This is a genomic window from Streptomyces sp. NPDC002057, from assembly GCF_040296665.1.
Classification (GTDB): Bacteria; Actinomycetota; Actinomycetes; order Streptomycetales; family Streptomycetaceae; genus Streptomyces.
Map to the genome: position 1 here is coordinate 222,708 of NZ_JBEOXR010000004.1, position 12,597 is coordinate 235,304.

At 74.6% G+C, this 12,597-nt stretch carries 14 protein-coding genes; 5 read left to right on the plus strand and 9 right to left on the minus strand.

What is annotated here, in order from left to right:
- Positions 1-238: 238 nt before the first annotated feature.
- The 4 genes from ABT129_RS05680 to ABT129_RS05695 are packed head-to-tail and all read right to left on the minus strand — an operon-like array spanning position 239 to position 3,998.
- Complete coding sequence (locus tag ABT129_RS05680) at positions 239-1,396, minus strand: acetyl-CoA C-acetyltransferase (protein WP_351896950.1); 1,158 nt, start codon at positions 1,394-1,396, stop codon at positions 239-241.
- 41 nt (positions 1,397-1,437) lie between these two features.
- Positions 1,438-2,058 carry a TetR/AcrR family transcriptional regulator gene (locus ABT129_RS05685; protein WP_351896952.1) on the minus strand — a complete coding sequence of 207 codons (621 nt, stop codon included), beginning with the start codon at positions 2,056-2,058 and terminating at the stop codon, positions 1,438-1,440.
- Between the two features lie 15 nt (positions 2,059-2,073).
- A complete protein-coding gene (locus tag ABT129_RS05690) occupies positions 2,074-2,865 on the minus strand; it encodes an SDR family oxidoreductase (RefSeq protein WP_351896954.1) in 792 nt (263 codons plus the stop codon).
- Complete coding sequence (locus tag ABT129_RS05695) at positions 2,862-3,998, minus strand: acyl-CoA dehydrogenase family protein (protein ID WP_351896956.1); 1,137 nt, start codon at positions 3,996-3,998, stop codon at positions 2,862-2,864. The genes ABT129_RS05690 and ABT129_RS05695 overlap by 4 nt, the downstream gene beginning before the upstream one ends.
- A gap of 57 nt (positions 3,999-4,055) precedes the next feature.
- Between ABT129_RS05695 and ABT129_RS05700 the strand changes: the two genes are divergently transcribed.
- Complete coding sequence (locus ABT129_RS05700; protein WP_351896958.1) at positions 4,056-5,201, plus strand: acyl-CoA dehydrogenase family protein; 1,146 nt, start codon at positions 4,056-4,058, stop codon at positions 5,199-5,201.
- Positions 5,201-6,313, plus strand: a complete 1,113-nt coding sequence (locus ABT129_RS05705) for an acyl-CoA dehydrogenase family protein (protein WP_351896960.1) — start codon at positions 5,201-5,203, stop codon at positions 6,311-6,313. Before ABT129_RS05700 ends, ABT129_RS05705 begins: the two co-directional genes overlap by 1 nt.
- A gap of 119 nt (positions 6,314-6,432) precedes the next feature.
- On the opposite strand, the gene ABT129_RS05710 is transcribed toward ABT129_RS05705, so the two are convergent.
- The 5 genes from ABT129_RS05710 to ABT129_RS05730 all read right to left on the minus strand — a co-directional run bounded on the left by ABT129_RS05710 (position 6,433) and on the right by ABT129_RS05730 (position 9,666).
- Positions 6,433-7,203 (minus strand): hypothetical protein, encoded by a 771-nt coding sequence (locus ABT129_RS05710; protein WP_351896962.1) that lies wholly within the window; start codon positions 7,201-7,203, stop codon positions 6,433-6,435.
- 73 nt (positions 7,204-7,276) lie between these two features.
- On the minus strand, positions 7,277-7,795 hold the full coding sequence (locus ABT129_RS05715) for a pyridoxamine 5'-phosphate oxidase family protein (RefSeq protein WP_351896965.1): 519 nt from the start codon (positions 7,793-7,795) through the stop codon (positions 7,277-7,279).
- Positions 7,796-7,911: 116 nt separating this feature from the next.
- A complete protein-coding gene (locus ABT129_RS05720) occupies positions 7,912-8,292 on the minus strand; it encodes a VOC family protein (RefSeq protein WP_351896967.1) in 381 nt (126 codons plus the stop codon).
- Positions 8,293-8,371: 79 nt separating this feature from the next.
- Positions 8,372-9,091, minus strand: coding sequence for a VWA domain-containing protein (locus tag ABT129_RS05725; protein WP_351896969.1), 720 nt, complete (start codon positions 9,089-9,091; stop codon positions 8,372-8,374).
- A complete protein-coding gene (locus tag ABT129_RS05730) occupies positions 9,088-9,666 on the minus strand; it encodes a helix-turn-helix transcriptional regulator (protein ID WP_351896972.1) in 579 nt (192 codons plus the stop codon). The genes ABT129_RS05725 and ABT129_RS05730 overlap by 4 nt, the downstream gene beginning before the upstream one ends.
- A 96-nt stretch (positions 9,667-9,762) precedes the next feature.
- On the opposite strand from ABT129_RS05730, the gene ABT129_RS05735 reads away from it, so the two are divergent.
- From ABT129_RS05735 to ABT129_RS05745, 3 genes are read left to right on the plus strand one after another with little or no spacing between them, the layout of a single operon-like run.
- Positions 9,763-10,890: an LLM class flavin-dependent oxidoreductase gene (locus ABT129_RS05735; protein ID WP_351896974.1), complete on the plus strand. Its 1,128-nt coding sequence runs from the start codon at positions 9,763-9,765 to the stop codon at positions 10,888-10,890.
- Entirely contained in the window at positions 10,887-11,609 is a 723-nt protein-coding gene (locus tag ABT129_RS05740) for an SDR family NAD(P)-dependent oxidoreductase (RefSeq protein ID WP_351896976.1), read from the plus strand. The genes ABT129_RS05735 and ABT129_RS05740 overlap by 4 nt, the downstream gene beginning before the upstream one ends.
- Positions 11,606-12,568 (plus strand): alpha/beta hydrolase, encoded by a 963-nt coding sequence (locus tag ABT129_RS05745; RefSeq protein ID WP_351896978.1) that lies wholly within the window; start codon positions 11,606-11,608, stop codon positions 12,566-12,568. Before ABT129_RS05740 ends, ABT129_RS05745 begins: the two co-directional genes overlap by 4 nt.
- Positions 12,569-12,597: the final 29 nt, after the last annotated feature.

A 12,597-nucleotide genomic window follows, 5' to 3' on the forward strand; every position in this document is an offset into this window, starting at 1 on the left:
CACAGCCAGGGCCCGCACCTGCACGGTGCGGGCCCCGGCTGCTCTACCCGGAACACGCGATACGGGCCCGGGCTGTCTACCGGAACGCGCGGAACGAGCCCCGGATGTCTCTACCGGAACAATAGTGCGCCTCGGGACCTTCCCGCCCCGCCCGACCGATGCCCGGACGGATCGCACCAGCCCACGGCGGTGCGACGTGGGCGACCTCACAACCCCGGGACGCCCGGCCGCGGGCCGCTCACAGCCGTTCGATGATCGTCACGTTCGCCTGGCCGCCGCCTTCGCACATGGTCTGGAGGCCGTAGCGGCCGCCCGTGCGTTCCAGTTCGTGGAGGAGCGTCGTCATCAGCTTCGCACCGGTCGCGCCGAGCGGGTGGCCGAGGGCGATCGCACCGCCGTTGACGTTGACGCGGGCGGGGTCGGCGCCGGTCTCCTTCAGCCAGGCCAGGACGACGGGGGCGAAGGCCTCGTTGATCTCGACGAGGTCGATGTCGTCGATGGTCAGGCCGCTCTTCTTGAGCGCGTGGGCGGTCGCGGGGATCGGCGCGGAGAGCATCCGGATCGGGTCCTCCCCGCGCGCGGAGAGGTGGTGGATCCGGGCCCGGGGGGTCAGCCCGTGTTCCCGTACGGCCCGCTCGCTCGCCAGGAGCAGCGCCGCCGCCCCGTCGGAGACCTGGGAGGAGCAGGCGGCGGTGATGGTGCCGCCCTCGACGACGGGCCGGAGCCCGGCCATCTTCGCCGCGCTGGTGTCGCGGCGCGGGCCCTCGTCGAGGGCGACCTCTCCGTACGCCACGGTCTCCCGTGCGAAGCGGCCCCCGTCGATCGCGCGGAGCGCCCGCTCGTGCGAGCGGAGGGCGAACTCCTCCTGGTCGCGTCGGGTGATCCGCCACTTCTCGGCGATGAGCTCGGCGCCGTGGAACTGGTTGACCGGCGCGTCGCCGTACCGGGCGCGCCAGCCCTCGCTGCCGTGGAAGGGGCCGCCGGTGAGGCCGAGGGGCTCGGCGGCCTGCCGGGAGGCGAAGGCGATGGGGATCATCGACATGTTCTGCACGCCGCCGGCGACGACGAGGTCCTGGGTGCCGGACATGACGGCCTGGGCGGCGAAGTGCACGGCCTGCTGGGAGGAGCCGCACTGGCGGTCGACGGTCACCCCGGGGACCTCCTCGGGGAGGCCCGCGGCCAGCCATGCCGTACGGGCGATGTCGCCGGCCTGCGGTCCGACGGTGTCGAGGCAGCCGAGGACCACGTCGTCGACGGCGGCCGGGTCGATCCCGGAGCGGGCGACGAGGGCCTTGAGGACGTGGGCGCCGAGGTCCGCCGGGTGGACGGCCGAGAGGCCGCCCCCTCGGCGTCCCACGGGGGTGCGGACCGCTTCGACGATGTAGGCCTCGGGCATGGCGGGCTCCTCCTGGTGTCTTCCCGGCGTCGGGGACGCGGCTAGGGACGGACGGCGATCCCGTCCAGGACCATGGACAGGTACTGGCGGGCGATCTCCTCGGGGCTGTGCAGACCGCCCGGGCGGTACCAGGACGCGGCGACCCAGACGGTGTCGCGGACGAACCGGTAGGTGAGGCGGACGTCGAGGTCGGCGCGGAAGACCCCGGCGGCGACCCCGCGCTCCAGGGTGCCGAGCCAGGCCTTCTCGAACCTGCGCTGCGAGTCGGTCAGGTAGTGGAAGCGGGGCTGGTCGGTGAGGTGGCGGGACTCCTTCTGGTAGATGGCGACGGCGGCGCGGTGCCGGTCGATCTCGCGGAAGGACTCGGTGACGAGGGCCTCGATGGTCTCGCGGGGGCCGAGTCCGGCGTCGAGGACGGCGTCGTACCCCTCCCACAGCTCGCCGAGGAAGGTGGAGAGGATCTCGTCGAGCATCGACTCCTTGGAGTCGAAGTGGTAGTAGAGGCTGCCGGCGAGCATCCCGGCGGCGTCCGCGATCTTGCGGACGGTGGTGGCGTTGTACCCCTGGGCGGCGAACACCTCGGCGGCCGTGTCGAGGAGTTCGCGGCGGCGCTCGGGCCCGCCGCTCACCTGGGTCTTCTTCTTGCTGGGAGTGTTCGGCACGCGTCCATTCTGGGCCTACGGGTGCTGGCTGCTGACGGAGACCGTCTCGCCGGTCATGTAGGAGGAGTAGTCGCCGGCGAGGAAGACGATGACGTTGGCGATCTCCCAGGGCTCGGCGTACCGGCCGAAGGCCTCGCGGGCGGTGAGCTCGTCCAGGAGTTCGGCGGTGGTGACCTTGGCCAGGTGGGGGTGCATGGCGAGGGACGGGGAGACGGCGTTGACGCGGACGCCGTACGCGGCCGCCTCGACGGCCGCGCAGCGGGTGAGGGCCATGACGCCGGCCTTGGCGGCGGCGTAGTGGGCCTGTCCGGTCTGGGCGCGCCAGCCGACGACGGAGGCGTTGTTGACGACGACGCCGCCGGTGCCGGAGTCGCGGAAGCGGCGGAGGGCGGCCCGGGTGCAGCGGAAGGTGCCGCCGAGGGTGACGTCGAGGACCCGGTTCCACTGCTCGTCGGTCATGTCGGCGAGGTCGGCGGTGCCGCCGAGGCCGGCGTTGTTGACGATGATGTCGAGGCGTCCGTGGAGCCGTACGGCGGTGTCGTACAGGGCCTGGACCTGGCTGTCGTCGGTGACGTCGCACGGCTGGGAGGCGACGGATCCGGCGCCGAACTCGGCGGCGAGCGCGGTCTCGGTCTCCTTGAGGCGCCGGGTGTGGGCGTCGCTGACGAGCACGCGGGCGCCTTCCTCCAGGAAGCGGCGGGCGGTGGCGCCGCCGATCCCGGCGCCGGCGGCGGCGGTGACGACGGCGGTCCGTCCGGCGAGGAGGCCGTGGCCCTTCACGTAGGGGGGCGGCGGGGTACGGGTCATGGGCGCGGCTCCTTGGGGAGGCCGAGCACCCGCTCGGCGATGATGTTCCGCTGGATCTCGCTGGAGCCGGCGTAGACGGTGTCGGCGCGGGAGAAGAGGAACAGGCGCTGCCAGTCGTCGAGTTCGTAGGGGGCGGAGGTGGCGAGGGTGGCGGTGGGGCCGCACACCTCCAGGGCGAGTTCGCCGAGGTCGCGGTGCCAGTGGGACCAGGAGAGCTTGGCGGCGGAGGGGTCGGTGCCGCGCAGGGCTCCGGCGCGCAGGGCTTCGAGGCCGGCCCAGGCGCGGGTGAGGCGGTCGCGGATGTCGGGGTCGGCGGCGGAGCCGTTGTGGCGGGCGAGGGCGACGAGGGCGTCGAGTTCGCGGCGGAAGCCGACCTGCTGGCCGAGGGTGGAGACGCCGCGTTCGTAGCCGAGGGTGGCCATGGCGATCCGCCAGCCGTCGCCGGGCGCGCCGACGACGTTCGCCGCGTCCGTGCGGGCCCCGTCGAAGAAGACCTCGTTGAACTCGCTGGTGCCGGTGAGCTGGACGATGGGCCGGATCTCGACGCCGGGCCGGTCGAGGGGGACGAGGAGGTAGGAGAGTCCGGCGTGGCGCCGTGCGCCCGGCTCCGTCCTGGCGAGGACGAAGCACCACTGGGCCTCGTGGGCGAGGGAGGTCCAGATCTTCTGTCCGGTCACCGCCCACGCGTCGCCGTCCCGTACCGCGCGGGTGCGGACGGCGGCGAGGTCGGAGCCGGCGCCGGGTTCGCTGTAGCCCTGGCACCAGAGTTCCCGGACGGCGCGGATCGGGGGCAGGAAGCGGGCCTTCTGTTCCTCGGTGCCGTGGTCGATGAGGGTGGGGCCGAGGAGCTGTTCACCGATGTGGTTGACGCGGGCGGGCGCGTCGGCGAGGGCGTACTCCTCGTGGAAGGCGATCTGTTCCTCGATGCTCGCGCCGCGTCCGCCGTACTCCTTCGGCCAGCCGACGCAGGTCCAGCCGTGGGCGGCCAGGTGCCGTTCCCAGGCGAGGCGTTCGGCGAAGGCCTCGTGCTCGCGGCCGGGTCCGCCGCGCCCTCTGAGGGCGGCGAAGGAGCCGCTGAGGTGGGTCTTCAGCCAGCCCCGTATCTCCGCCCGGAACTCCTCGACGCTGCTCATGGCCGTACGTTAACCTACCAAACACTTGTTAGGGAACGGGTGAGGGCGGGGTGACCGATGGACCTCTCGTACACACGGGCCGAGGAGGCCTTCCGGGCGGAGGCCCGGGAGTGGCTGCGGGCGCACGTCCCCGCCACGCCCCCGCCCTCCCTCGAAACGGCGGAGGGCTTCGCCGCCCACCGCGCCTGGGAGGCCGAACTGGCCGCCGCCCGCTGGTCGGTGGTCTCCTGGCCCGAGGAGTACGGCGGCCGGGGCGTCGACCTCGCCCGGTGGCTGGTCTTCGAGGAGGAGTACTGGGCGGCGGGGGCACCCGGCCGGGTCTCGCAGAACGGCGTCCAGCTCCTCGCCCCCACCCTCTTCGACCACGGCACGGAGGAGCAGCGGGCCCGGGTGCTGCCGTCGATGGCGACCGGCGGGACGATCTGGGCGCAGGCGTGGTCGGAGCCCGAGGCGGGCTCCGACCTGGCGTCCCTCACCTCCCGCGCGGTCCGTACGGACCGCGGCTGGCTGCTCTCCGGGCAGAAGACCTGGTCCTCCCGGGCCGCCTTCGCCGACCGGGCCTTCGGCATCTTCCGCAGCGACCCGGACGCGGACCGGCCCCACCGGGGCCTCACCTATCTCATGTTCGACCTGCGGGCGCCGGGGGTGACGGTCCGTCCCATCGGCCGGCTCGACGGGAAGCCGGCCTTCGCGGAGCTCTTCCTCGACGAGGTGTTCGTCCCCGACGAGGACGTCATCGGGGAGCCCGGCCAGGGCTGGCGCATCGCGATGTCCACCACCGGCAACGAGCGCGGTCTGATGCTCCGCTCCCCCGGCCGCTTCCTCGCCGCCGCCGACCGGCTCGTCGCGCTCTGGCGCGCGGAGGACACCCCGGCCGGTCCGGCGCTGCGGGACCGGGTGGCGGACGCGGTGATCGGGGCGCGGGCGTACCAGCTGTTCACGGCGGGCGCGGCGGCACGGCTCGCGGCGGGAGCGCCGTCGGGGGCCGAGTCCAGTCTCAACAAGGTCTTCTGGTCGGAGTACGACCTGGCGCTGCACGAGACGGCGCTCGACCTCCTGGGCCCGGCGGGCGAGTGGGCCGACGGCCCCTGGGCCGAGGGGTACGTCTTCGCGCTCGCGGGCCCCCTCTACGCGGGCACCAACGAGATCCAGCGCGACATCATCGCCGAGCGGCTGCTCGGCCTCCCGAAGGGGCGCCGCTGATGAGCTTCCTGCCGACCGGGGAACAGCGGGCCTTCGCCCGCTCCCTGGACGCGATGCTGACCGCCTCGGACACCCCGGCGGCGGCCCGTGCCTGGGCGGGCGGCGACCCCGGGCCGGGGCGGGCGCTGTGGGGGCGGCTGGCGGAGGCGGGCGTGTTCGCGCTCGCGGTACCGGAGGCGTACGAGGGGCTCGGACCGCTCCCCGTGGAACTCGCCCACGCCTTCGTGGAGCTGGGCCGGCACGTGGTTCCGGGTCCGGTGGTGGAGACGGTGGCGACGGCGGCGCTCCTGGGCGAGCTGGCGCGGCTCGGCGAGCCGGGCCCGGCGAAACGCCTGCTGCCGGGGCTGGCCTCGGGCGAGCGGACGGCGACGCTGGCGATGCCGGACGCGGGGACGGCCGTCCCGGCGGGGCGGGCCGCCGGAGCGGGGGCGCGGTCGAGCCCGGCCGCCGGAGCGAGGCCGGGGACCGGGCCGGCCTCCGGAGCGGACCGCGACCGTCCTCCGGGGCGGCCTGCCGTCCCCTACGCCCTCGACGCCGACCGGGCCGACGCCGTGCTCGTCGTGCGGGGCGGGGAGCTGTGGCGGGCGCCCGGCCACGGCCCGGTCCGGGTGTCCGCGGACCCCGCGCGGCGGCTCGCGCGCCCCGCGCCCGGCGGGGAGCTGCTCGCCGAGGGCCCGGCCGTGGCCGCCGCGGCCGGGGAGGCCCTGCGCTGGGCGCGGCTGGCGACGGCGGCGCAGTCACTGGGCGTGGGCCTCGCGCTGCTCGACCGGACGGTCGGGTACGCCCGGCAGCGCTCCCAGTTCGGCACCCCGATCGGCGCGTTCCAGGCGGTCAAGCACCGGCTGGCCGACACGCTGCTCGCCCTGGAGTTCGCGAGGCCGCTGCTCTTCGGGGCGGCGGTGACGCTGGCGGACGGGGACCTCGCGGCGGCCAAGGTGACGACCGGCGAGGCGGGATACGCGGCGGCCCGCACCGCGCTGCAGATCCACGGCGCGGTCGGCTACACGGAGGAGCTGGACCTCTCCCTGTGGCTGCGCAAGGCGCGCCCGCTGCGGGACGCCTGGGGCGACCCGGCCACCTGCCGGGCGGCCGTCCTCCGCGCGTGCGCCTGACGGGGGGCGGACGGACTCGGCGCGCCCTCCCGCGCCGGGGGCGGCCTTCCCCGGAGCGGGCTCCGGACCGGGGGCGGCCGTCCCCGGCGCGCGTTCCCGACCGGGTGCGGACGCGTGGCTCAGTAGCGGTGGTTCGGCCAGTGCGGGTCCTCCCAGCGGGCCGGACCGCTGAGGCCGATCAGCCGTATCCGGTGGAGCAGTTCCCCCGGAGCGCCCCGGGACCGCAGCCGGGGGTGGGCGTGGCGGACCAGCCAGGCCGCCAGCCCGGTGCGCAGCCGGTCCTCGTCGTGCCAGGTGCGCCAGGGAAGTTCGTCCGCGAGGAGGTCGTGGTCCCACTGGTCGGCCGCCTCGGCCAGGTGCCGGTGGGCCGCCGGATGGTCCGTCGTCTCCCATACGGCGAGCCAGGGGTCGAGCGTGCCGGAGGCCTCGGCGCACAGCACGAGCAGCTCGTGCACGGGCACGGCGGGATCCGTCTCGACGAGGCTGTACGCCCACCAGGCGTGCAGGAACTCCCCCACCGCCGCGCTCTGGCGGGCGGGCCACCGGTCCCACCCGCCCCAGGCGAACACCCGCCCGACGTCCTCCATGCCGGACATCGGCTCCACCAGGCCATGGACGAGGGCGACGGAGAACTGGGGCAGGACGCGGCGCAGCACGGCGCCCTTGTCGCGCCAGTCGGGAGCCGACCAGGTGCGGTGCAGGAGGTCGGGGTCCAGTTCCAGGTCCGGGGACTTCAACCGCGCCAGCTCTTCCTCACCGCCCCAGTGGCAGTCGCACTGGACCTCGTCCGCGGCGGCGGTCGCGCCGCGGAAGGCGGTGGCCACCTCGGCGAGCGCGGCGTCGAGCCGGAGCCGGGCTCGCACGGGAGTGTCGTCGGAACGCGGGGTCATGGCACTGCCTTCAGGACTCCGGAGGGCTTCCGCCGTCCGAAGATCCCCACGCTACCCGGCGCGCGTCCCTTCGTCACCCGGCCTGTGACACCTGGCGCGGGGGGCTGTCGTCGTTGCCGCGCCGGAGGGTGCGGGAGGAGCGTCCGGGAGTCCAGGTGCGGACGACGAGCTCGTCGCCGTCCACCCAGGTCCGTACGACCTCGGTGGGCTCCACCCGGAAGAGGTGGAACGGCTGGGGATCGCCCGCCTCGGCCACGTACCGGGCGATGGTCCCGGGGTCGGTGATCTCGACCGCCCGTCCGGAGACGCGGACGTCGCCGCCGCCCATGTCGGTGCCGGGGCCCGGGTTGGCGAGGAGGGCGAGCCGGGGGTCGCGGCGCAGGTCGAGGGCCTTGCGGGAGTTCGGCATCATGCCGAGCCAGAGCTCGTCGAAGCGGAAGCCCGCCTCGATGCCGCTGAGCCGGGGCGAGCCGTCCTTCCGCACGGTGGCGAGGGCGTGGTGGGTGTGCTGCCCGAAGCGCTCGCGGACGGTCGCGGCGAACTCGGGTTCGGCGGCCTCGAAGGCCGACCAGGTGGTTCCGGTGTCTCCCATGTCTCCAGGAAACACCGGATACCCGACATCCACTGTCCGGATTGCTCCGTCCGTTCCCGCCTGTTCCCGGGGCGGGCGCGAGGGGGCCGCCCGGAGCGGACGGGAGGCGGCCGCCGTCAGGCCGTGGCGGCGCGCTCCGCCTTGCTGCGCTCGACGCAGAACTCGTTGCCCTCCGGGTCCCGCAGGGTCGCCCAGCCGGAGCCGTCCGGGTTGCGGCGGTCGTCGAACAGGGTGGCGCCGATGCCGAGCAGCCGCTCGACCTCCTCGTCACGGGTGCGGTCCTGCGGCTGGAGGTCGAGGTGGACGCGGTTCTTCACCGACTTCACGTCGGCGACGCGGACGAAGAGGAGGTCGACCCCGGGAGCCGCGACGAGCGCCTCCGGGTCACCGGGAAAGTCGTCGTCGGCCAGCTTCGAGTCGAGGGCCTGCGCCCAGAAGGTCGCCAGGGCGTAGGCGTCGGCGCAGTCGATGGTCACGTGTCGCACAAGAGAACTCATCCGGGCATGATCGCGGTCGGCCGCGACCCTGGCCAACGATTTCCCGCGCCCCCGGCCCGGCCCGCCTCCGGGCCGGGATTCAGGAGCGGACGATGCCCTGCCCGCGCGCGGCGGCGAGCCAGGCCGGGAAGTCGCCGACGAGCCGGTCGTACAGCTCCGCGTCCGGGATCCGGCCGGGGTCCCGGCCCGCGTGGAAGAAACCGGCGTTGTCGACCGGCCGCCTGGCGGGGACGTCCAGCTCGTCGAGCCGGCGGAGGAACTCGAACTGACGGCTGCCCGGATCGCCGAAGCCGATGAACTGCCAGAAGAGCGGCAGCCGGGCCGCCTTGCACACGTACCGCTCGGCGGCGAGCTTGTTGATCGGCCCGCCGTCGGTCTGGAAGACGACGAGCGCCGGCGCGGTGGAGCCGCTGTCCAGGTAGTGGTCGATGACGGCGTCCATGGCGAGGTGGTAACTCGTCCTGCCCATGTGCCCGAGCCCGGCGACGATCCGGTCGATCCTGCCGACGTGGTCGTCGAGCCGGATGTCGGTCTCGGCGTCGATGTCGGTGGAGAAGAAGACGACCGGCACCCGCCCGTCGTCGTCGACCTGCGCGGAGAGCCCGAGCACCCGGTCCGCCAGGGCCTGGACGGCGCCGCTGTCGTAGTACGGCTTCATCGACCCGGAGTAGTCGACGACGAGGTAGACGGCGACGCACTGCCCGTCGATCCCCTGCCTCCGCAACGAGTCCCCGGCCTCCTTGTAGAGGCTGACCAGCGCGGGCGCGGCCTCCTCGACCTTCCGCAGGCTCATCGTCATGGGCGTTCCCCCTCCAGCTCCTCGATGTCCGCGAGCATGGCGTCGGCCAGGTCGCGCTCGGCGGCGTAGTACCGCTCGGCCCAGGTGAGGGTGAGCCGGGGGTACGCCCACGCCTCGTCCGCACCCGCGTCCGCCACGTCGGCCTCGGCGCGCCGCCGCATGGTCTCGGCGTACTCACGGTGAGCGGCCAGGATCTCCCGCGTCCGGTCGGGTTCGAGGAGATGGCCGAGCCAGAGCCGGAGCATCGGCCCGTGTTTGAGGACGGGCGGGTCGAGCGGGGCGGTGCGGGCCCAGAGCCGGACGGCGGCGAGGCCCTCGTCGGTGATCCGGTAGACGCGCTTGTCGCGCGAGCCGGCCTCGGGGGCGACCAGGCGCGATCCGGCGTATCCGGCCTTCTCCAGGCGCTTGAGCTCGCTGTAGATCTGGCTGAAGGAGGGGCTCCAGTAGAAGAGCCCCACGGACCGGTCCGACCACTTCTTGAGGTCGTAGCCGGACAACTCCCGCCCGAAGGAGAGCAGTCCGAGCACGGCCCAGCTGGTCGCCGGTAGCACCGGCACGGTCTCTTCGTCCGCCACGGTCGGCAGTCTACGGCCCTTCCCTCCCCCACCTATGCCTGCTAGAAGTATTTCGATTAGGCATATCTACTGTCTCTTCTCCGGGAGGAGCGCCCCGTGAAGTTCTCCATGATCTTCGAAGCACAGCTCGTCGACCCGACCCCCGCCCGCGAACACCGCGTCATCCACGACTGCGTCGAACAGGCCGTCCTCGCCGAGGAGATGGGCTTCGACCGGATCTGGGCGGTCGAGCACCACTCCCTCACCCAGTACGCCCACATGAGCGCGTCCGAGATCTTCCTGACCTGGGTCGCCGCCCGCACCCGCACGATCCGCGTCGGCCACGGCGTGGTCACCATGCCCTTCGGCTACCAGCACCCCGTCCGGGTCGCCGAACGCGCCGCCATGCTCGACGTCCTCTCCGGCGGCCGGGTCGACATCGGCGCGGGGCGGGGCGCCACCCGCCAGGAGATGCGGATGTTCGGGGTCCGCCCCGACGACACCCGGCCGCAGACGGAGGAGGCGCTGCGCATCTTCGCCGCCGCCTGGCGCGAGCCGGAGTTCGAGTGGCACGGCTCCCTCGACATCGGCCCCGGCGCCGTCCTCCCCCGCCCCGTCCAGCGGCCGCACCCACCCCTCTTCATGGCCTGCTCGCAGCACGAATCGCTCCGGCAGGCCGCCGAACTCGGCATCGGCGCGCTCGTGATGGGGTTCGCGGGCGCCGACGACGTCCGCGCGATGCGGACGGTGTACGACGGGGCCGTCGCCGCCCGGGACGGGTCACGGCTGGTGTCGACCTCGGTCAACGACCACTTCTCCGCCCTCTGCCCGACGATCGTCCTGGACGACGCCGACCGCGCCCTCCGGCTCGGCACCCGGGGCCAGCGCTTCTTCGCCGAGTCGATCGCCCACTGGTACGGCGGCGCCCCCGCCCCCACCGGCTACGCGGAGGACGAGGACCACGCCGGCGCCCTCGCCCACGAACGGGAGCGGCTGATCGCCCGGCTCCACGAGGCGGACATCCCCGCCCGGCCCGTCGACACCGGCACCTACAACACCGACCACGCCTACGGCGACGCCACCACCGCGATCGCCTACGTCGAACGGCTCCGCGAGATCGGCGTCGACGAGGTGATGTGCCTGATCCAGATGGGAACCGTGCCGCAGGAGGTCTGCCTGGAGACGATCCGCCAGTGGGGCACGAAGGTCATCCCGCACTTCCGGGCCCCGGACGCGGCCGCGTGAGCGCCCTGGACGGCAAGGTCGTGATCGTGACGGGCGCGGCGCGCGGCCAGGGCGCCGCCGAGGCCCGGCTCCTGACGGCGTCGGGGGCGCGGGTCGTCCTCACCGACGTACGGGAGGAGGAGGGCCGGGCGGTCGCGGAGACCCTCGGCGACCCGGCCGTCTTCGTCCGCCACGACGTGACGAGCGCCGACGACTGGCGGACCGCGACCGGGACGGCGCTCGCCGCGTACGGAAGGATCGACGGGCTGGTCAACAACGCGGCGGTGTGGCGGACGGCCCCGGTGGAGTCGGAGACGTACGAGAACTTCGAGCTGCTGCTCCGGGTGAACCTGCTGGGTCCCTTCCTCGGCGTCCAGGCGGTCCTGCCGGCGCTCCGCGAGGCGGGCGGCGGCTCGGTCGTGAACGTGTCGTCCACGGCGGGTCTCACCGGAGTCCCGGGCCACGCCGCCTACGGGGCGGGCAAGTTCGGCCTCCGGGGCCTGACCCGCTCCTCGGCGCTCGACCTCGCGCGGTACGGCGTGCGCGTCAACTCGGTCCACCCGGGCGCGATCGACACCCCCATGACGGCGGCGGTCGCGGACCGGGACTGGACGCACGTCCCCCTCGGCCGGATGGGCCGCCCGGAGGAGGTCGGGGAACTGATCGCCTTCCTGCTCTCGGACGCGTCCTCGTACGTGACGGGCGCGGAGTTCACGGTGGACGGAGGTCTCACGGCATGAGCCCCGACACCTCGGGTCCCGCCGCGCCGGCACCCGCCCCGCAGGGGCCCGGCGCCCCGGGGACGCCCACGCCGACCCCCGCCACGCCGCCGCCCGACCTCCTCACGCCCGCCGCCCGCGCGCTCTGCGACGCCATGTCGGCGGGCTTCCCCCGCCCCGAGGCGGGCGTGGCAGCGCTGCGGGCGGCCGCCCGGGCGCGCCTCGGCGAGGTCCCACCCGCGCGGGACACCGAGGCCGACGGCGTCCCCGTCCGCCTCTACGAGGGCGCGGAGAGCCTCGTCGTCGTCTTCGCGCACGGCGGCGGCTGGGTCCTGTGCGACCTGGACACCCACGACCGGCTGTGCCGCGCGCTGGCCTCCCGTACCGGGGCGACCGTCGTCTCCGTCGGCTACCGGCGCGCGCCGGAGCACCGCTTCCCGGCGGCGGAGGACGACATGTGCACGGCCGTGGCGTGGGCGGCGGAGAGATACCCCGGTCGCCCCCTCGTCGTGGCGGGCGACTCCAGCGGCGGCAGCCTGGCGGCGGCCGCCGCCCTGCGCGCCCGCGACGGGGGCGGCCCGCCGCTCGCGGGCCAGCTCCTCGTCCACCCGGCGCTCGACCACCGCCTGGACACCGCCTCGGCACGGGACTTCGCGGAGGGCCACTTCCACACCACGGCCCACATGCGCTGGTACTGGCAGCGGTACCTGGGACCGGACGGCGATCCGGCCGCGGCCTCCCCCGGCCTGGCGGCGGAGCTCCGGGGCCTTCCCCCGGCCCTCCTCGTCCTCGCCGACTGCGACCCCCTGCGCGACGAGGGCCTCGCCTACGCCCGCCGCCTCTCCGCGGCGGGCGTGCCGACCGTGGTCCACCTCCACACGGGTGTGTTCCACGGCTTCCTCGCCGGGGCGGGCCTGCTGCCGGAGGCGGACGGGGCGCTCGACGCGGCGGCGGGGTGGCTGCGGCAGCCGCGGCGATAGCCCCGTGCCGGGACGCACCGCGGCGCCCA